The following is an 18,061-nucleotide window of genomic DNA, read 5'->3' on the forward strand; positions in this document are numbered from 1 at the left end:
CTCTATGTATCTCGGACTGGATTTAGGGACGTCGGAAATCAAAGCGGTCGTAATTGACGATCAGGGCCGGTTACTGGCCAGTGCCGGTGAGCCGCTCGAAGTCAGCCGCCCGCATCCGCATCATGCAGAACAGGATCCGCAAGAGTGGTGGCAGGCCACGCAGCGGGTGATTTCGAGCCTGCGCAGTAAGTTGCCGCAACGATGGTCAGAGGTCTGCGCCATCGGTTTATCCGGACAAATGCACGGCGCGGTTCTTCTCAGCCGCGAAGGCCGGGTACTGCGTCCTGCCATTTTATGGAATGACACCCGCAGCGCAGCGGAATGCGCACAACTCACGCAAAGCGCACCGCAGCTTCATCAGGTTGCAGGAAATCTGGCTATGCCTGGTTTTACTGCCCCGAAACTCTTGTGGGTGGCGCGACATGAACCGGAGATTTTTGAACAAACGGCGACCGTCCTGCTGCCTAAAGATTATCTGCGCTGGATGATGAGCGGCGAGAAAGTCTCTGATATGTCAGACGCGGCGGGCACCCTGTGGCTCGACGTGGCGAAACGTGACTGGTCGGATAATCTGCTCGCCGCCTGCGGCCTGACGCGTGATCACATGCCGCGTCTGGCGGAAGGCAGCGATGTCAGCGCCACGTTGAAAAATGACATTGCCCGCGCCTGGGGCCTGCGCGACGACGTGGTGATCGCCGGAGGCGGCGGGGATAATGCTGCCAGCGCCGTCGGTATCGGCGCGGTCGATCCCGGCGATGCTTTTATTTCTCTCGGCACGTCCGGCGTACTTTTTGCGGTTAATGACCGCTTCCGTCCTAACCCGCAATCGGCAGTGCATGCATTCTGCCACGCCCTGCCGGACCGCTGGCACCAGATGAGCGTGATGCTCACCGCGGCCAGTGCGCTGCGCTGGTATTGCAATCTGGTGGGCAGTAACGAAACCACGCTGCTGGCAGAAATCACCCAGCTTAATCCGTCGCAACAGCGTCAGGCGCCGCTGTTCCTGCCTTATCTTTCCGGCGAACGCACGCCGCATAACGATCCTTATGCCACCGGGGCATTTCATGGCATGACGCACACCACGGACCGCGCCGCTTTGGGTTATGCCGTGCTGGAAGGCGTGGCATTCGGCATGGCTGACGGACGCGATGTGATGCAGCAGGCCGGAACGCAATTACAGCAATGCTCGCTGGTGGGCGGTGGCGCGCGCAGTGACCGCTGGGCGCAGCTGATGAGTGACGCACTGAATCTGCCGGTCGTCACCCACAGCGGCGGCGAGGCCGGTGGCGCACTGGGCGCCGCACGGCTGGGCTGGCTGGCAGCGGGCGGAGACTTTCGGGACGTGTGCCGCAAACCGCCGGTGGCGCAGCACTTTTACCCTGATGCCCAAACCCGCGACATGCTCGCTGAGCGCCTGAAAACCTGGCGTCAGCTCTATCAGCAGCAGGTCGACCTGCGTAACGCCTGAACGATGTAATAACCACCGGGGGCGCCTGAGCGCCCCGTCTCTGACCCTGACAACATAACCAGCTGCGAAATCTTTCGCAGAGGAGTCTGACATGCACGATCTACACAAACCGCGCACCCACTGGTTCGGTCTGCCGATGAATCTTTTCTGGGGCTATATCGCCATTGCGCTTTTCATGAGCGGCGACGGCTTCGAAATGGCGTTCCTCTCCAAACATATTATTGATATGGGTTTCACCGCCTCTGAATCTGCCGTGGTCTTTACGGTTTACGGTCTGGCGGCGGCGCTGGCGGCGTGGAGTTCCGGCGTGGTGGCGGAAATCATTACGCCGCAAAAAGCGATGCGCATCGGCTTTATACTCTGGGTGGTGATGCATGTGCTGTTTATGCTGTTTGGTCTGGGGATGAAAAATTATCCGCTGATGCTGCTGTTTTATGGTATCCGCGGGCTGGCCTATCCGCTGTTTATTTACTCCTTTGTAATGCTGGTTGTGCAGACCGTGCCGAAACAAAATCTCTCCTCGGCGATGGGCTGGTTCTGGGCGATGTACTCCATTGGCATCGGATGTATCGGCAGTTATCTGCCCAGTTTCACCATTCCCTTTATGGGCGAAACCGGCACGTTATGGTTTGCGATTGCGTGGGTGGTTGCTGGCGGACTCATGGCGATGATCCTGCTACGCAATGTTGGGAAACCCGGCAGTAAAGCCAGTCTGACACCGAAAGAAAAGCTCGGCGAACTGAGCCGCGCGGTGACGATTTTATTCACCAACCGCAATATTTTTATGTCATGCCTGATCCGCATTATTAATACGATCTCCCTGTTCGGTTTTGCGGTGATCATGCCGATGCTGTTTGTCGGACGGCTGGGTTTTACCATGTCGGAATGGCTGCAAATCTGGGCGGTATTCTTCTTCGTGACGATTTTTACCAACGTGATGTGGGGCGTGTTAGGGGAGAAAATTGGCTGGCTGCGGCAGGTGCGCTGGTTCGGTTGTATCGGCTGCGCGATATCCAGCCTGGCATTCTATTATCTGCCGGTCTGGGCAGGACATAACTTCTGGGTGGCGCTGATCCCCGCCGTCATGCTGGGTATCACCGTTGCGGCTTTCGTGCCGATGACCGCCGTCTTCCCGGTTCTGGAACCCAATCACAAAGGCGCGGCAATCTCGATTTATAACCTTTCCGCGGGCCTGAGTAATTTTGTTGCACCAGCCATTGCCTCGATTGTGCTGCCGTTCTTCGACATAGAAGGTGTGGTCTGGGTCTATACCGCGCTTTATCTGGTCGCCGCCGTGCTGACGGTGATGGTCAAAGTGGAGCAACCGGGACATCCTGCCAAAGTCAGAAGCGGAACCCTGCCCGCCGGTTCTGCCGCAAGGACATAAAAAAACCGGGCGAAAGCCCGGTTTTTGTTTGCAGCGGGAGCAGAAATTACAGCCCCTGCCCGGCAATATCCATCGCAAAGTACGTCAGAATAATATCTGCGCCTGCACGTTTAATCGCGCCCAGGCTTTCACGCACCACGGCGCGTTCGTCGATGGCACCGGCCTGAGCCGCGAACTTGATCATCGCGTATTCGCCGCTGACCTGATACGCCGCCAGTGGCAGGCGGGAAGCCTCGCGGATATCGCGGATCACATCCAGATACGCGCCAGCGGGTTTCACCATCAGCGCATCCGCCCCTTCCTGCTCATCCATCAGCGACTCACGCACGGCTTCACGGCGGTTCATCGGGTTCATCTGATACTGCTTGCGGTTGCCTTTGAGCACGCTGCCGCCCGCTTCACGGAATGGCCCGTACATTGAGGATGCGAACTTGGTGGAATACGCCATGATCGAGGTGTCAATAAATCCGGCTTCATCCAGCGCACTGCGGATGGCCTGCACCTGACCGTCCTGTGCGGCGGATGGCGCAATGAAATCTGCACCGGCGGCAGCGGCAACCACAGCCTGTTTGCCGAGATTGATCAGCGTGGCGTCGTTATCCACGCCGTGGTCGTGCAGCACGCCGCAGTGCCCGTGCGAGGTGTATTCGCAGAAACAGGTGTCGGACATGACGATCATTTCCGGCACGGTGTCTTTACAGATGCGCGCCATACGGGCGACCAGACCGTTTTCGTTCCAGGTGTCGCTGCCGGTGGCATCCATATGATGCGAGATGCCAAACGTCATGACCGAGCGGATACCGGCGCGGGCGTAGCGTTCGATTTCAAACGCCAGGCGGGATTCAGGAATGCGCAGCACACCAGGCATGGCTTCGATCGGTACGTATTCAGAGGTCTCTTCTTCTACGAAAATCGGCAGTACCAGATCGTTGACGCTAAATTCAGTTTCCTGAAAGAGAGTGCGCAGGGATTCGGACTGTCTCAGGCGGCGAAGGCGTGAGCTCGGGAACTGATTCGACATGAAAACTCCTAAAAATTAGTCTGTTGCGCTGATATTTTTTAGAAACAGGAGCGCAGACAGTTCAGACGGCAGGAGGCAATGCAGCGCCGTCAGACGATGAAGCCCGCATTTTATAATAACTTTTAAACAAATGATGAACTTTCCGTGAGGAGATGTAACAGAGGCGGCATTATTGGAAAGGCGATCCCAATTCTCGGGATCGCCGGAACGTGTTATCCCAGCTTAATTTCCCTGTCTGCTGAAGCAATCGTCGATGGCCGGTGCGCGATAAATATCCGCGTAATATCCAGTTCACTGATCGCCTGGTTGATGCGCATTTCGTTGTCCAGATCCAGATGGCTGGTGGCTTCATCGAGGAACAGGATCGCCGGACGACGGTATAACGCGCGGGCAATCAGCAAGCGCTGTTTCTGCCCGCCGGACAAGCTGCCGCCCAGTTCGCTGATCAGTGTTTCATAGCCCATCGGCATACGTTCGATATCGTCGTGAATATTACAACGGCGGGCGCAGTCGATAATCCGCGCTTCGTCTTTCTGCTCATCAAAGCTGGCAATGTTCTCGCCGATGGAACCGGCGAACAACGTATCATCCTGTAACACACAGGCGATGCAGCTGCGGTAATTGTTCAGCCCGGCGGTGGTGATATCCATTCCGTTGATGAGAATGCGGCCTTCGGTCGGCGTCAGCAAACCGGTCATGATTTTCATCAGCGTGGTTTTGCCCTGCCCCGACGGCCCGGTGATGGCCACGCTTTCCCCCGCCGCCACCGACAGATTCAGGCCGTTAATCAGCGGTGCGGACAGGCTGTCGTACTGGAAAACCAGATCCCGCACATCCAGTGACGCTGCCTCACCCGCCCGCAGCAATTCACGTTCCGGCAGGGATTTTTCAGTCTCCGTCAGTGCGATATCGGCGATACGGTCGCGATGCAGGGACAACATCCGCAACTGCAACATCATATTCAGCAGATTGGCCGCACGTTCGGAAAACTGCCCGCGATAAGTGTTAAATGCGACGAACATCCCAAGCGTCATATGCCCGTCAATCACCTGCGTTGCACCGAGCCATAGCAGCGCGACCTGATCAAGCGTGGCGATCAACGTATTACCGCCGGTAAACATCATTTCAAATTTGGTTTTGCGCACCGTCGCATTGGCGTTATCAATGTTCAGATTCAGCCAGAAATTGGCGCGGGCTTTCGATAAACCGAGCGCCTTCAGCGTGCTGATGCCGTAAAGCGTTTCCATAAAGTGCGAGCCGGCACGCGCACCTTTAACGATTTGTTCTTCCGACACCTGGCGGTAGGCGTTATAGGTTGTCAGACGGAACACCACGTAAATCGCCGTAAAGCCGAGGATCACCCAAATCAGCCAGCCGCCGTACAACACCATCATCACGATCAGCCCGACCGACATAATACCGTCGATAATACTGTTGACGACGTTGGTGGTCAGCGTGGTACGCAGCGTGTCGAGCGAGGTGAAGCGTGACTGAATGTCGCCGAGTTTGCGCTTTTCAAAATAATCGAGCGGCAGTTTGAGCAGATGGTCGAACAGCCGCGCTTTCCACTGCACGTCAATCAGCGTACTCATCACCAGCGAGGTCCAGGCGCGCAGCATACTGACGCCGGTGCGGAAAATGATGAAGAACAGCAAGCCGAGGCAAATCAGCGTCAGTAAATCCGGGTCTTTCGCCGGGATCACGTGATCCATCACCAGCTGCATGCCGACCGGCAGCAACAGATTGACCGATTCGATCATCAGCGACAGGCAGAAGATTTTGGTCAGCGCCGGAATAAGCCCGCTGACGTTGCCCATCATTTTGCGCAAATCGAGCCGTACGCGCGGTTTTTCAGAGGTAAAACCGTTATCCGGCCACAACTCCAGCGCCACGCCGGTGAAGTGTTCGGAAACCTCCCGCATGCCCAGCGAGCGACGGCCAAACGCCGGATCGTGAATAACCACCTTGCCCTGCTTCACGCCGACCAGTACCACGAAATGATTGAGATCCCAGTGCAAAATACACGGCGTTTTCAGCGCATTCAGTTCGTCAATATCGAGCTTCAGCGCGCGGGATTTCATCTCATTCGCCGTGGCGATATCCATCAGCGTGCGCAGCGTCGCACCCCGCGATGAAATGCCGTAGTGCTGACGCAGACTCTGCAAATCAACATGTTTTCCGTGATAGCCAAACACCATCGCCAGACTGGCCAGCCCGCATTCAGCGGCTTCTGTTTGTATAATCTGCGGCACCCGGTGGCGCCAGCTAAAGTGCAGGCGGTCAGCCAGCTCCCGTACGTTATCGAGATTCATTAATTGGCCCCACCACGCTTTTCTTCATGCTGTAATACGGAGACAACATCCACTGATACAGCGGCCTTTTCTCCAGGAATAAGGTTGATTCGGCTTTCATGCCGCTGGATAAGTTCAGCGTCTCGCCGTGCCAGTCCATCGCTTTTTTATCCAGTGAAACAATCACTTTGTAATAAGGTCCGCTGACCGTGCCGTTTGCCGTACGCGGCGCGCTGGCGTAGGAATTCAGTTCCTGCTCAGAAACCGGTGCAGAAGAGATCGATTCCACCTTACCGGGGAACTGACCATATTTTTCAAACGGATAGGCTTCGTAACGGATATTGATGTGCTCACCGGCTTTGACGTAAGGCACGCTTTCATTGGGCAACCAGGCAACGAGGAAGAACGGAGAATTACTGGCAGGCACCAGCTGCGCCAGACTGTCGCCTGCATTCACCATCTGTCCGGGAGTGACGCTCAGCGAGGAGATTTTACCGGAGGTCGGCGCGGTGATCAGCAGGGAACCTTTCGCATCGGCCTGCGCCAGCTGACGCTCCAGATCGTTGCGCTGGTAGCCGTACTGCGAAATCTGATTATCAAACTCGGCGGCGCGCGTCACCAGTTCGCTGCGCAGATTGGTGATCTGCAAGGCTTCCTGAATCGCCTGAGTGTTCAGGCTCTGGAACGAGGTTTGCTGCTGGTAAAACAGGTAGCGCTGGTTATTCAGCTGGTCGGTATTGATGAGGCCTTTCTTCTGATACGCGCCGTAGTTCTGCATGCTTTTTTTCATGGCATCCAGCCCTTCCTGCGCGGAATCGACCATGCTCTGCGAAACCTGATGCGCTTTCTCATACTGCTCTAACTGCTGTTGCAGGTTTTGCAGCGTTTCCTGCTTATTGTGCTCAAGCTGAGCGACAATCGAGTCAATTTGCTCACGCTGTTTTTTGATGGCGGCGAGCGTGGTGGTACTGACATTGCCTGCCTGCGTCACGCGGCTGACGTCAATTTCATACAGCGGCTGACCCTTTTTCACCGGCTTGCCGGTATCGACATACAGTTTAGTGATCACCCCCTGTTCCGGGCTGAACAAATTAATGCTGTGCGGCTGAGTGATAATTTCACCGCTGACGTTTATACGCCGGGTGTAATTAGTGAAGATTAGGAATATCAGTAAAGAAATAAGAAAAAGAGTGGTCAGCGAGGTCACAATCCATAACGGCCAGCCAGCGAGTAATAATGCTTTACCCGTCCAGTGGTTTTGCTGATGTTCATTGACCTCTTTGCGAAAGAGCATATTTTTGGTTCCGGAAGCACAGGCTGTAAAAACAGAATCGTTGAAAGATAGCAGCCTGAAAGCCTCCTGCCACCGCGATTACTCTGAAACATCGCCCGGAGGTATTAACGCACAGAGACAGTTACGCCGTAATATTAAATAACTTTTTGTCACAGGCATTATTCACCCGGAGTTATTCGATTATTTTTATACGTGAAATTAATAAATCAGATTTTATAAAGTATTTTTTATATATAGAAACAATGAGTTGCGTATAATATTCCACTTAGGAGATTATTCCTAGTCAAATTCCGCCGCCAGTGCTCTAGGCTTAATCCCCGTGAAGACATTGCGTAGAAATTATCTCCATAGCATTACTCAATGTTTTCATCGCCCCCGGTTTTTAAGGGGACTTGCTTTAACAGATTAAAAGGAAGGCCTAAGATGAAATAATTAACAGAACATGATATTGAAATGGTTAATGGTGCGGGTTGGTCGGAAGATGTGAATAAAGTTGCCGATCGCCTATCAAGCTTTGGTCAGGACGCGGTAAGTGACACCAGTAATGCGGTGAACAAAGCGTATTCACAAATTTCCGATGGTCTTGCTAAAGCACAGAACTATCTGACGACCTAGTTTTCAGTCTTTAAAGGTTATTCAGAGTAATACAAGCCCCGCTCACGCGGGGCTTTTTTATATCAGCAGGAAATCTTTATATCCACGGACAATCAAACGCCCGCTTTGGTTTTATCGCTCTTCACCATGCTGTTTTTCAGCTTGCCGATAAGTTCTTTGCGAAAATCACCCAGTTTGGGTTTATCGCCTTCAAGCCACGGCAGCGGACGGCAGAGCTCCATGGTTTTGATACCCAGACGTGCAGTGAGCAATCCGGCACCGATGCCCTGTGCAGCACGGGCAGAAAGCCGCGCCGCCAGATCCTGCGACATCCAGTCCATCCCCACTTCGCGTACCAGTTCGGACGCACCGGCAAAAGCCATATTCAGCAGCACCAGACGGAACAGGCGAATGCGGCTGTAATAGCCAAGCTCAATGCCATAAAGCACGGCGATGCGGTTGACCAGACGCAGGTTGCGCCAGGCGATAAAGGCCATATCGACCAGCGCCAGCGGGCTGACGGCAATCATCAGCGCAGATTCGGCCGCCGAATGGCTGATTTCGCGACGCGCCTGTGCGTCGAGTACCGGCTGAACCAGACGGGCATAAAGCTCGACCACTTCGCGGTCATTTTGCGTTTCGTGCAGTGACGCCTGCCAGCGTTGCAGCGCCGGATGGCTGTTATCGAGCCCGGCTTGTGCCGCCAGTTTTTCGCAAAACGCCCGCCCCTTTCCTGTTCCGTGGCTGTGCATCAATTCACGCGCCTCATCGCGCTCATCGGCACGCTGACGCAGACGATACAGGCGACGCCATTCAGTCGCCACGGATCCAACACCGGCGACGATAATCAGGCCGCCCGCCGTGCAGGCACCGAGCGCCACCCAATCCTGCTGAACCCACGCCTGATGCACCCATTGCACGCCCTGCGCGACCACGCTGATGCCCAGCACCGCAACGCCAAGACGTACAATTTTGCCCCATAAACTGCGGCGCGGTTTGAGCGCACGGCTGAGTACGGCTTCGGCTTCGCCCTCTTCCTGCTGTTCGTCGGTTTCGACGGTCACCGGAGTAAAGCGTTCTGAAATCATTTCGTCAAAGGTCAGCGCCGGTCTGATCACCGGATCTGCAGGCGCTTTTAATTCCGTTTCAAAATCGATACGCGGTTTTATCGGTTCGCTCATCGCATTTTATCTCCCAGTAAAAACTCCATTACCGCATCCAGACGGATGTGCGGCAACGGCGTGTCCACGCTCATTTCGCGCGGACGAAACTCGTCAAAATGAAACCCCTGTTTTTGCCAGAACGCCGCGCCCGGCAAACGCGCAGGCACTTCGCCGGGAAACACCGTCAGCGGCGCGCCATCCTGCAAGCGTTGGCCTTTCAGCGCTGGCAAACTTTGCCCCTGATATTCCACCCTGCCGGTTTCTGTCGCCTGAACGGAGGCCAGCCCGGCGCAATCCATGCTGATGCCTTCGAAGGCCGCATTTTGCCAGGCTTCCTGCACCAGTTGCTGCAACAGCGACACCAGGTTCGCATGCTGATCGCCGGTAATGTGGTCGGCTTTGGTGGCCGCAAACATCAGTTTGTCGATGCACGGATTAAACAGGCGGCGGAACAGCGTACGTTTGCCGTAGTGGAAACTTTGCATCAGTTGCGTCAGTGCGAGGCGCATATCGTTGAACGCCTGCGGCCCGCTGTTAAGCGGTTGCAGGCAATCCACCAGCACGATCTGACGGTCAAATTTCACAAAGTGATCTTTATAAAAACCTTTCACGATGTTCTGGCAGTAATAATCAAACCGCGCGCGCAGCATGCCGAGATTGCTATTTTTATCCGCCTGCACCAGCTGTGCGTCGCTGTACTGATGCATTTCCGGCCACGGGAAAAACTGCAATGCGGGCGCGCCGGCTAAATCCCCCGGCAAAACAAAACGCCCCGGCTGGATAAAGTGCAAGCCTTCGGTTTTGCAGCGGATCAGGTAATCGGTATACGCCTGCGCAATCGCGCCCAGCAGATTTTCATCGGCAGATGCCAGCGGGTCGCATTGCTGGCACAGTTCGAGCCACGGCTTCGCCCATTGTGCGCGATCACCCTGCAACAGCCCCGCCATCTGGCGTGACCAGTCGAGATAATTTTGCTCCAGCATCGGCAAATCCAGCAGCCATTCGCCCGGATAATCGACAATTTCCAGATACAGCGTCGAGGTGTCTTTGAAGTGGCGAAGCAGGGAATCGTTGGAGCGATAACGCAGCGCCAGCCGGATTTCGCTGACGCCACGGGTCGGCGTTGGCCATGCAGGCGGCGTACCGTAAAGTGCTGCCAGCCCTTGGTCATAAGCAAAGCGCGACACACCCAGATCCCGCTGCGGGACGCGTTTCACGCCAAGCAGCCGCTCCTCGCGGGCAGCCGAAAACAGCGGTAAACGTGCGCCGCTGTGCATATGTAAAAGCTGGTTAACGAAGGCGGTGATGAAAGCGGTTTTACCGCTGCGGCTTAATCCGGTAACAGCCAGCCGCAGATGCCTGTCCATGCCGCGATTGATCAGTGAATTAAAGTCGTTTTGTAGTCTTTTCATTGCTCTCCCTGGCGTAGCGCCCAAACAGCGCGGTAAGAATACGTTTGAATAACGGTTCTAATAATAGTGCTAAAACATACCGGAGTGGCCCTTTTCCCACCACGCCCAGCACACGCGCTGCCAGCCCGGCAGGACCGAACGTCAGCGCCAGCGTAATGATAACGCTGAAAATTTTTGAAAACAGGCTGCGCTTACCCGGCAGCGAGGAATTCAGGTAACGGGTCATAAAGATTCCTTAAGCGGGACGTGAGAGGGAAAAAGCAGCCGGAACAATGTCCGGCAGCAGAGGTAAAGCGGTGAAGAGAAAATTAGAGCTGGCGGAAACGGCTGCGTACGCCGAAGGTTTCCGAGGTCACGTAACGCTCAACCTGTCGCAAACGCTGTTCGCTGGCTTTCAGTTCGCGGTCAGCTTCTTCCAGCAGGTTACGCGGAGAAGGCGCATTCTCGCCTTCAAATTCACTGGCAGGCATCGGATCCAACACATAGCTGAGGATCACGTACGCCACAAAAGTGAACATGAATAAGCCGAAAAACACAGACAATACCGCCATAATCCTCAGCAGTTTTACCGGTACGCCCAGATAGTGCGCCAGCCCGGCCAGAACGCCTTTTATCACGCCCTCTTCCGGCACGCGGTAGAGTTTTCGTTCAGACATTCGGTTCGCCATTATGAATTCCTCCAGCCGGGATGTTCGGCATCGAGAATTTCTTCCAGCGCCTGAATACGTTCGCGCATGCGTTGCGCTTCATGCGTCAGGCTGGTGAGATTTTGTATCTCATGCTGACTGAGCTGACTGCCATTTTGCTGGCGATTGCTGTAGTGAAGCCACAACCAGACAGGGGCCACAAATAAAACAAAAATAGTCAGCGGAATTGCTAAAAACAGGAAGCTCATTATTTATCCTTAATTCTGATGAGTCTTATGGGTGCAGGAACTCCGCAACCTGCCTGCGGACAGGCAGGTTTACCGGAAAATTACGCGTCCTGATTACCGTTCATTTTGGCTTTCAGGGCAGCAATTTGCGCACTGATTTCATCGTCGGCTTTCAGCTCAGCAAACTGCTGATCCAGCGATTTCTTTTTGCCAATACTGACGCTTTCCGCTTCTGCTTCCATATGATCAATGCGGCGTTCGAACTGCTCAAAACGCGCCATCGCTTCATCAATTTTACCGCTGTCGAGCTGACGACGAACGTCACGCGAAGAGGCTGCCGCCTGGTGACGCAACGTCAGCGCCTGCTGGCGGGCACGGGTTTCAGTCAGTTTGCTTTCCAGTTCACCAATTTCGGACTTCATGCGATCCAGCGTTTCTTCTACGACGGTCACTTCGTTCTTCAGCGTCGCCACCAGCTCGGTCAATTTCTGTTTCTCAATCAGCGCAGCACGCGCCAGATCGTCTTTGTCTTTACGCAGGGCCAGTTCGGCTTTGTCCTGCCATTCAATCTGCTGGGATTCACCCTGATCAATGCGGCGGATCAGCTGTTTCTTTTCTGCCAGCGCACGGGCGGAGGTTGAACGCAGTTCCACCAGCGTGTCTTCCATTTCCTGAATCATCAGACGAACAAGTTTTTGCGGATCTTCTGCTTTATCCAGCAAGGTGTTGATGTTGGCGTTAATGATGTCAGCGAAGCGAGAAAAAATACCCATAATCGAAATTCCTCTTTGTTTCTGTTTGGTTTCCGGCCAAATGATTACCGGTCAAATCCGCAGGAAAATTTTTCAACTGCGGCGATAAACCTATATCAGGATCCGTGCCAACTTTTTAAAATCATTATCTGCATGAATAAATTGAATTTTTTATCTTCGTCTCTGCTATGCTTATTTTTCGAGATGAGTAATTTCACTAAGAGTTAGTGTGTTTCACCACACAAGGAATGCCAAATGACGGATAACACAGACAATTTGCTCGGTGAAGCCAACGCCTTTATTGAGGTGCTGGAACAGGTTTCGCAGCTGGCGAAACTGAATAAGCCGGTACTGGTGACCGGTGAACGCGGCAGTGGTAAAGAGCTGATTGCGCACCGTCTGCATTATCTGTCGCCGCGCTGGCAGGGGCCGTTCATTTCGCTCAACTGTGCGGCGCTCAATGAAAACCTGCTGGATTCCGAACTGTTCGGCCATGAAGCGGGCGCGTTTACCGGCGCGCAGAAACGTCATCTCGGACGCTTTGAACGCGCGGACGGCGGAACGTTGTTTCTCGATGAACTGGCGACCGCGCCGATGCTGGTGCAGGAAAAATTATTACGCGTGATCGAATACGGACATCTGGAACGCGTCGGCGGCAGCCAGCCGTTACAGGTCGATGTGCGGCTGGTATGTGCGACGAATGATGATCTTCCGGCACTGGCCGCCGCCGGAAAATTCCGCGCGGATTTGCTTGACCGCCTGGCGTTTGACGTCGTTCAGCTTCCGCCGCTGCGTGAGCGCCAGCAGGACATCATGTTGCTGGCTGAGCATTTTGCCATCCAGATGTGCCGCGAACTTTCTCTGCCGCTGTTCCCCGGTTTTACCGAACATGCCCGCGAAACGCTGATGCGCTATCGCTGGCCGGGCAATATCCGCGAACTGAAAAACGTCGTGGAGCGTTCGATGTACCGGCACGGCACCAGCGATTTTCCGCTGGATAACATTATTCTGAATCCGTTTGCTCAGCGGGCAGCGTATTCCGCACCGGAGGAACCGCATGAGAGTATTTCGTTACCAGCATTGCCGCTGGATTTAAAACAGTGGGTCACCGGTCAGGAAAAAAATCTGATTGAACAGGCGTTGCGGCAGGCGCGTTTCAACCAGCGCAAGGCCGCTGAGCTGCTTAACGTGACGTATCATCAGTTACGCGGAATGTTGAAAAAGCACGGGATACAGGTGAATACGCAGGAAAGTGACTGAATAACAGGCAAAAAAAAGCCAGCACCCGAGCTGGCTAAGTAATACTGGAAGCAATGTGAGCAATGTCGTACCTCGCGATTAACGCCCCTGGCGGGGCACCTCTCGTCCGGTGAAAAGAATGATAATGGTTCTCAGTATCGTCTGTAAAGTGTTTTGTTGAGAATATTTCTCATTACCACACTGTTTTTACGGCTACTTTTTGAACAACCTTATCGTCATTACGGACTACCATTCCGGGAAAGGATCGGCCATCGCGATCCAGCTGTCGATCCCTTCGGCCATTTGCTGCTCGCTCAGCAGACATGCATCCAGCCGGTGAATAATCTCTTCTTTATCCAGATGCTGGCCGATGAATACCAACTCCTGACGCATATCGCCAAACGGCTCAACCCACTTTTCCATGATTTGCTGGCGGGTTTCTTCATCCTGCGGCCAGTCATTTTCGGGCAATGCGCGCCAGAAAATCCCCGCCATGCCATAACGCGCGATCCCGCCCGCCTGGCTCCACTGCCCGGCGAAACGCGGACGCGTCGCCAGCCAGAAAAAACCTTTCGACCGCAGCAGGGTCCCGCCGCCCCAGTCGCCGTGTACCACGCGATAAAATTTATCCGGATCAAACGGCCGGCGCGCGGTGTACACAAAACTGCTGATGCCGTATTCCTCGGTTTCCGGCGTATGTTCACCACGCAGTTCCTTCAGCCAGCCCGGAGCCTGCTGCGCTTTGGCAAAATCAAAAAGACCGGTATTGAGCACATTTTCCAGCGGCAAACTGCCTGGTGATATAGGGATGATTTGCGCTTCCGGGTTCAGGCTTTTCAGTAACGCAATCACTTCACGCTGCTGATGGCTGTCGAGCAGATCCGTTTTGCTTACCAGTAAGACGTTACAAAATTCAATCTGGTCAATCAGGAGATCAGTCACGCTGCGCGCGTCATCCTCGCCCAGACTTTCACCCGCCTCCTGAACGCTGCGGGCTTCCTGATATTGCTGCATAAAATTGACGCCATCCACGACGGTGACCAGCGTATCCAACCGCGCAAATTGTGAAAGGCTTTCGCCGTTTTCATCTTCAAACGTAAAGGTTTCCGCCACCGGCAGCGGCTCTGAGATCCCGCTCGATTCAATCAGCAGATAATCAAACCGCCCCGCCTGCGCCAGTTCGCGCACGGAGATCAGTAAATCTTCCCGCAACGTGCAGCAGATGCAGCCGTTGCTCATTTCCACCAGTTTTTCCTGCTGGCGGTCGAGCGTAATTTCGTTAGCGACCAGTGCCGCATCAATATTTACTTCGCTCATATCATTGACGATCACCGCTACGCGCATGCCCTCACGGTTGTTGAGAATGTGGTTCAGCACGGTAGTTTTCCCCGCGCCCAGAAAGCCGGAAAGCACGGTGACGGGCAGTAAAGACATAGTTAACCTCGAATCAGAAGACCGCGCAGGCAAAATACTTCGCCTGCGATTATTGTTATAATATAACATAACAATGTCAGCGCGATTTCAAGGGTTTTCTGGAAGAACGGATAAAATCTGCGCCAAGTGCCGCAGGATTTCACCCTGTTTTGTGCAATGGATTGGGGTACCTCGCAGAGTACGGTACACTTGAGACATTGCACCTTAACTTTGAAGCCTTTATGCGTCGTCTAACTTTGTGGATGCTTTTACTGAGCAGTTTGTCCACAGCAGTTTTTGCTGAGACTGCTCCAACACATGCCAGCCCGACGGTGGCCAGCGCGCCAGTCAAAGATATTCGCCAGAGCGGCTTTGTCTATTGCGTCAACGGCATGGTCAATACCTTCAATCCGCAAAAAGCCAGCAGCGGGCTGATTATTGATACGCTCGCTGCACAGCTTTACGACCGTCTGCTGGACGTTGACCCGTATACCTATCGCCTGATCCCTGAACTGGCGCAAAGCTGGGAAGTGCTCGACGACGGCGCAACCTACCGTTTCCATCTGCGCAAAGATGTACCTTTTCAGAAAACCAGCGGATTTGTACCTTCACGTAAAATGAACGCCGATGACGTGGTGTTCAGCTTCCAGCGCATCATTGATCCGAATAATCATTTCCACGGCGTTAACGGCGAAGAGTATCCGTATTTCGACAGTTTGCAGTTTGCCAAAACGGTGAAGAGCATCAAAAAGCTCGATGACTACACAGTCGAGTTTCGCCTGAACAATCCCGATGCCTCTTTCCTCTGGCATCTGGCGACCCATTACGCACCGGTACTTTCCGCTGAATATGCGGCCAGTCTGACGAAATCAGGCAATGAAGAAGAAATAGACCGTCAGCCTGTCGGCACCGGCCCGTTCCAGTTGGGCGAATACCGCACCGGCCAGTACGTGCGTCTTGAACGCAACGGACAATACTGGAAAGGCACGCCGCGCATGGCGCAGGTGGTGATCGACATGGGCGTCGGCGGTACCGGACGTTTGTCTAAATTGCTCACTGGTGAGTGTGATGTTCTGGCGTATCCGGCGGCCAGCCAGCTGTCGATTTTGCGTGAAGATCCGCGTCTGCGCCTTTCCCTGCGTCCGGGAATGAACGTCGCCTATCTGGCGTTTAATACCAATAAAGCGCCGCTCAACGATCCACGTATCCGTCGGGCCGTTGCGCTTTCTATTAATAACCAGCGTCTGATGCAGTCAATTTATTACGGCACGGCAGAAACAGCGGCGTCAATCTTGCCGCGCGCCTCGTGGGCGTATGACAGCAATGCGCAGGTGACGGAATACAATCCGGCTAAAGCCAGGCAAATCCTCAAAGATCTCGGACAGGAGAAACTGAATCTGCATCTGTGGGTACCGACGGCGTCGCAGTCGTTTAACCCGAGCCCGCTGAAAACCGCTGAACTTATTCAGGCGGATTTAGCACAGGTTGGGATTAAAGTGACGATTGTGCCGGTTGAAGGCCGTTTCCAGGAAGCCAAGCTGATGGAGATGAACCATGACCTGACGCTGACCGGCTGGTCCACGGACAGTAATGACCCGGACAGTTTCTTCCGCCCGATGCTCAGTTGTGCAGCGATTCATTCGCAGACCAACTATGCTCACTGGTGTGATCCGGCGTTTGATGAATTGCTGCGTCAGGGCCTGTTGTCGCAGCAGCTTTCGCAGCGCATTGAGTTTTATCAGCAAGCTCAGAAAATCCTCGAGCAGGAATTACCCGTGCTGCCGCTGGCTTCCTCGCTGCGTCTTCAGGCTTACCGTTACGACATCAAAGGGCTGGTTCTGAGTCCGTTCGGCAACTCTTCATTCGCAGGCGTCTTCCGTGATGACGAAGGAAGGAAAGCACCATGATTATCTTCACGTTACGCCGCATTTTGTTGCTGCTGGTCACGCTGTTTTTCCTCAGTCTGGTAGCGTTCAGCCTGAGCTATTTCACGCCGAATGCACCGCTGCGCGGTGCGTCTTTGTGGGATGCCTATCGCTTTTATTTCATGGGGCTGTGCCAGTTTGATTTTGGCGTCTCGAGCATCAACGGCGAAAGCATTACTTATCAGCTGAAAGCGGTCTTCCCGGCCACCATGGAACTGTGCGTTCTGGCCTTTGCGCTGGCGCTGTTCGTCGGGATCCCTCTGGGGATTCTGGCGGGCGTAATGCGCGGAAAATGGCCGGATGTGGCGATCAGCAGCCTGGCGCTACTCGGTTTCTCGATCCCTGTTTTCTGGCTGGCCGTTCTGCTGATGTTGTTCTTCTCTTTACAGCTCGGCTGGCTACCGGTTTCTGGTCGTCTTGATTTGCTGTATCAGTTGAAAACCGTGACCGGCCTTACGCTGGTCGATGCCTGGCTTTCACATTCGCCGTATCGCCACGAGATGATTATCAGCGCCATCCGCCATATGATTTTGCCGATTGCCGCGCTGGCCGTTGCGCCGACCACTGAAGTGATCCGCCTGATGCGGATTTCGACTGATGACGTCCTGGCGAAAAACTACGTGAAAGCCGCTGCAACCCGCGGGCTGTCGCGCTTTACCATTATCCGTCGTCATGTTTTACACAATGCGCTGCCGCCGATTATCCCAAAACTGGGTCTGCAATTTTCCACCATGCTGACGCTGGCGATGATTACGGAGGTGGTCTTTAACTGGCCGGGCATTGGCCGCTGGCTGATAAACGCGATCCGCCAGCAAGATTATGCCGCGATTTCCGCCGGTGTGATGGTGGTAGGCTCACTGGTGATAGTCGTCAACGTGCTTTCAGACATTCTCGGTGCCCTGATGAACCCATTGAAACATAAGGAATGGTATGCCCTTCGATAGGTGATGCTGAATTTAAATTAATATCAATTAAATCAATTTATTGAATAATATTCATACCTAAATCATGCATTAAAACACACATTCATGTACACAGTGTATTTGTGAATCCAGCATAATTCTTTGACCAATTCCTCATGTGGATATACTGTATACATACACAGTATATTTGCATGAGCGATCATCATATGAAAAACAAAGACGAGTTCGGCGGCATGCGCTTGCTGACTGACTTTCAAACGGCACATAGCGCCTTCGGTGAGTTCGTAATTCTCAAAACATCTTTC

Annotated in this window: 16 protein-coding genes; 6 read left to right on the forward strand and 10 right to left on the reverse strand. The window is 54.0% G+C overall.

Annotated features, from left to right (window positions below):
• Window positions 1-4 precede the first annotated feature (4 nt).
• Together xylB and J8X26_RS25155 are read left to right on the forward strand one after the other, a co-directional pair.
• The gene (gene xylB / locus J8X26_RS25150; protein ID WP_208952318.1) at window positions 5-1,468 is read left to right on the forward strand and encodes a xylulokinase; all 1,464 of its coding nucleotides are present in this window, start codon (window positions 5-7) and stop codon (window positions 1,466-1,468) included.
• A gap of 91 nt (window positions 1,469-1,559) precedes the next feature.
• Window positions 1,560-2,855 (forward strand): MFS transporter, encoded by a 1,296-nt coding sequence (locus J8X26_RS25155; RefSeq protein WP_208952319.1) that lies wholly within the window; start codon window positions 1,560-1,562, stop codon window positions 2,853-2,855.
• Between the two features lie 46 nt (window positions 2,856-2,901).
• Here the strand turns inward: J8X26_RS25155 and hemB are convergent, their stop codons facing one another.
• The 3 genes from hemB to J8X26_RS25170 form a co-directional block, all read right to left on the reverse strand.
• Entirely contained in the window at window positions 2,902-3,876 is a 975-nt protein-coding gene (gene hemB, locus J8X26_RS25160) for a porphobilinogen synthase (RefSeq protein ID WP_208952320.1), read from the reverse strand.
• A gap of 212 nt (window positions 3,877-4,088) precedes the next feature.
• Window positions 4,089-6,188: a peptidase domain-containing ABC transporter gene (locus tag J8X26_RS25165; RefSeq protein ID WP_152325763.1), complete on the reverse strand. Its 2,100-nt coding sequence runs from the start codon at window positions 6,186-6,188 to the stop codon at window positions 4,089-4,091.
• Complete coding sequence (locus J8X26_RS25170; protein ID WP_152325762.1) at window positions 6,175-7,461, reverse strand: HlyD family secretion protein; 1,287 nt, start codon at window positions 7,459-7,461, stop codon at window positions 6,175-6,177. The genes J8X26_RS25165 and J8X26_RS25170 overlap by 14 nt, the downstream gene beginning before the upstream one ends.
• A 453-nt stretch (window positions 7,462-7,914) precedes the next feature.
• On the opposite strand from J8X26_RS25170, the gene J8X26_RS25175 reads away from it, so the two are divergent.
• Window positions 7,915-8,076 (forward strand): chemotaxis protein, encoded by a 162-nt coding sequence (locus tag J8X26_RS25175; RefSeq protein ID WP_244370854.1) that lies wholly within the window; start codon window positions 7,915-7,917, stop codon window positions 8,074-8,076.
• 92 nt (window positions 8,077-8,168) lie between these two features.
• Here J8X26_RS25175 and J8X26_RS25180 read toward each other — a convergent pair whose 3' ends face one another.
• The 6 genes from J8X26_RS25180 to pspA all read right to left on the reverse strand — a co-directional run bounded on the left by J8X26_RS25180 (window position 8,169) and on the right by pspA (window position 12,277).
• Window positions 8,169-9,236: a YcjF family protein gene (locus J8X26_RS25180; protein WP_152325761.1), complete on the reverse strand. Its 1,068-nt coding sequence runs from the start codon at window positions 9,234-9,236 to the stop codon at window positions 8,169-8,171.
• On the reverse strand, window positions 9,233-10,630 hold the full coding sequence (locus J8X26_RS25185; RefSeq protein ID WP_208952321.1) for a YcjX family protein: 1,398 nt from the start codon (window positions 10,628-10,630) through the stop codon (window positions 9,233-9,235). The genes J8X26_RS25180 and J8X26_RS25185 overlap by 4 nt, the downstream gene beginning before the upstream one ends.
• Entirely contained in the window at window positions 10,605-10,856 is a 252-nt protein-coding gene (locus tag J8X26_RS25190; protein WP_152325759.1) for a phage shock protein PspD, read from the reverse strand. The genes J8X26_RS25185 and J8X26_RS25190 overlap by 26 nt, the downstream gene beginning before the upstream one ends.
• Before the next feature lie 82 nt (window positions 10,857-10,938).
• Entirely contained in the window at window positions 10,939-11,298 is a 360-nt protein-coding gene (gene pspC / locus J8X26_RS25195; RefSeq protein ID WP_152325758.1) for an envelope stress response membrane protein PspC, read from the reverse strand.
• A complete protein-coding gene (pspB, locus tag J8X26_RS25200; protein WP_152325757.1) occupies window positions 11,298-11,525 on the reverse strand; it encodes an envelope stress response membrane protein PspB in 228 nt (75 codons plus the stop codon). Before pspB ends, pspC begins: the two co-directional genes overlap by 1 nt.
• 80 nt (window positions 11,526-11,605) lie before the next feature.
• Complete coding sequence (gene pspA, locus J8X26_RS25205; protein WP_152325756.1) at window positions 11,606-12,277, reverse strand: phage shock protein PspA; 672 nt, start codon at window positions 12,275-12,277, stop codon at window positions 11,606-11,608.
• Window positions 12,278-12,511: 234 nt separating this feature from the next.
• Here pspA and pspF point away from each other — a divergent pair, with 234 nt between their 5' ends.
• On the forward strand, window positions 12,512-13,516 hold the full coding sequence (gene pspF / locus J8X26_RS25210) for a phage shock protein operon transcriptional activator (protein WP_208952322.1): 1,005 nt from the start codon (window positions 12,512-12,514) through the stop codon (window positions 13,514-13,516).
• Between the two features lie 225 nt (window positions 13,517-13,741).
• On the opposite strand, the gene zigA is transcribed toward pspF, so the two are convergent.
• Window positions 13,742-14,929: a zinc metallochaperone GTPase ZigA gene (gene zigA / locus J8X26_RS25215; protein ID WP_208952323.1), complete on the reverse strand. Its 1,188-nt coding sequence runs from the start codon at window positions 14,927-14,929 to the stop codon at window positions 13,742-13,744.
• A gap of 221 nt (window positions 14,930-15,150) precedes the next feature.
• On the opposite strand from zigA, the gene sapA reads away from it, so the two are divergent.
• Window positions 15,151-16,815 (forward strand): ABC transporter substrate-binding protein SapA, encoded by a 1,665-nt coding sequence (gene sapA / locus J8X26_RS25220; protein WP_152325753.1) that lies wholly within the window; start codon window positions 15,151-15,153, stop codon window positions 16,813-16,815.
• Window positions 16,812-17,777 carry a putrescine export ABC transporter permease SapB gene (gene sapB, locus J8X26_RS25225; protein WP_152325752.1) on the forward strand — a complete coding sequence of 322 codons (966 nt, stop codon included), beginning with the start codon at window positions 16,812-16,814 and terminating at the stop codon, window positions 17,775-17,777. The genes sapA and sapB overlap by 4 nt, the downstream gene beginning before the upstream one ends.
• Window positions 17,778-18,061 lie beyond the last annotated feature (284 nt).

This window comes from Rahnella sp. ChDrAdgB13, from assembly GCF_017655185.1.
In the GTDB taxonomy this organism is placed as follows: Bacteria; Pseudomonadota; Gammaproteobacteria; order Enterobacterales; family Enterobacteriaceae; genus Rahnella; species Rahnella contaminans.

What these genes read in the sequence shown, in the direction of transcription:
- xylB (WP_208952318.1), top strand. Translation starts at nt 5, where the DNA reads ATGTATCTCGGACTGGATTTAGGGACGTCGGAAATCAAAGCGGTCGTA.
- J8X26_RS25155 (WP_208952319.1), top strand. Translation starts at nt 1,560, where the DNA reads ATGCACGATCTACACAAACCGCGCACCCACTGGTTCGGTCTGCCGATG.
- hemB (WP_208952320.1), bottom strand. Translation starts at nt 3,876, where the DNA reads ATGTCGAATCAGTTCCCGAGCTCACGCCTTCGCCGCCTGAGACAGTCC.
- J8X26_RS25165 (WP_152325763.1), bottom strand. Translation starts at nt 6,188, where the DNA reads ATGAATCTCGATAACGTACGGGAGCTGGCTGACCGCCTGCACTTTAGC.
- J8X26_RS25170 (WP_152325762.1), bottom strand. Translation starts at nt 7,461, where the DNA reads ATGCTCTTTCGCAAAGAGGTCAATGAACATCAGCAAAACCACTGGACG.
- J8X26_RS25175 (WP_244370854.1), top strand. Translation starts at nt 7,915, where the DNA reads ATGGTTAATGGTGCGGGTTGGTCGGAAGATGTGAATAAAGTTGCCGAT.
- J8X26_RS25180 (WP_152325761.1), bottom strand. Translation starts at nt 9,236, where the DNA reads ATGAGCGAACCGATAAAACCGCGTATCGATTTTGAAACGGAATTAAAA.
- J8X26_RS25185 (WP_208952321.1), bottom strand. Translation starts at nt 10,630, where the DNA reads ATGAAAAGACTACAAAACGACTTTAATTCACTGATCAATCGCGGCATG.
- J8X26_RS25190 (WP_152325759.1), bottom strand. Translation starts at nt 10,856, where the DNA reads ATGACCCGTTACCTGAATTCCTCGCTGCCGGGTAAGCGCAGCCTGTTT.
- pspC (WP_152325758.1), bottom strand. Translation starts at nt 11,298, where the DNA reads ATGGCGAACCGAATGTCTGAACGAAAACTCTACCGCGTGCCGGAAGAG.
- pspB (WP_152325757.1), bottom strand. Translation starts at nt 11,525, where the DNA reads ATGAGCTTCCTGTTTTTAGCAATTCCGCTGACTATTTTTGTTTTATTT.
- pspA (WP_152325756.1), bottom strand. Translation starts at nt 12,277, where the DNA reads ATGGGTATTTTTTCTCGCTTCGCTGACATCATTAACGCCAACATCAAC.
- pspF (WP_208952322.1), top strand. Translation starts at nt 12,512, where the DNA reads ATGACGGATAACACAGACAATTTGCTCGGTGAAGCCAACGCCTTTATT.
- zigA (WP_208952323.1), bottom strand. Translation starts at nt 14,929, where the DNA reads ATGTCTTTACTGCCCGTCACCGTGCTTTCCGGCTTTCTGGGCGCGGGG.
- sapA (WP_152325753.1), top strand. Translation starts at nt 15,151, where the DNA reads ATGCGTCGTCTAACTTTGTGGATGCTTTTACTGAGCAGTTTGTCCACA.
- sapB (WP_152325752.1), top strand. Translation starts at nt 16,812, where the DNA reads ATGATTATCTTCACGTTACGCCGCATTTTGTTGCTGCTGGTCACGCTG.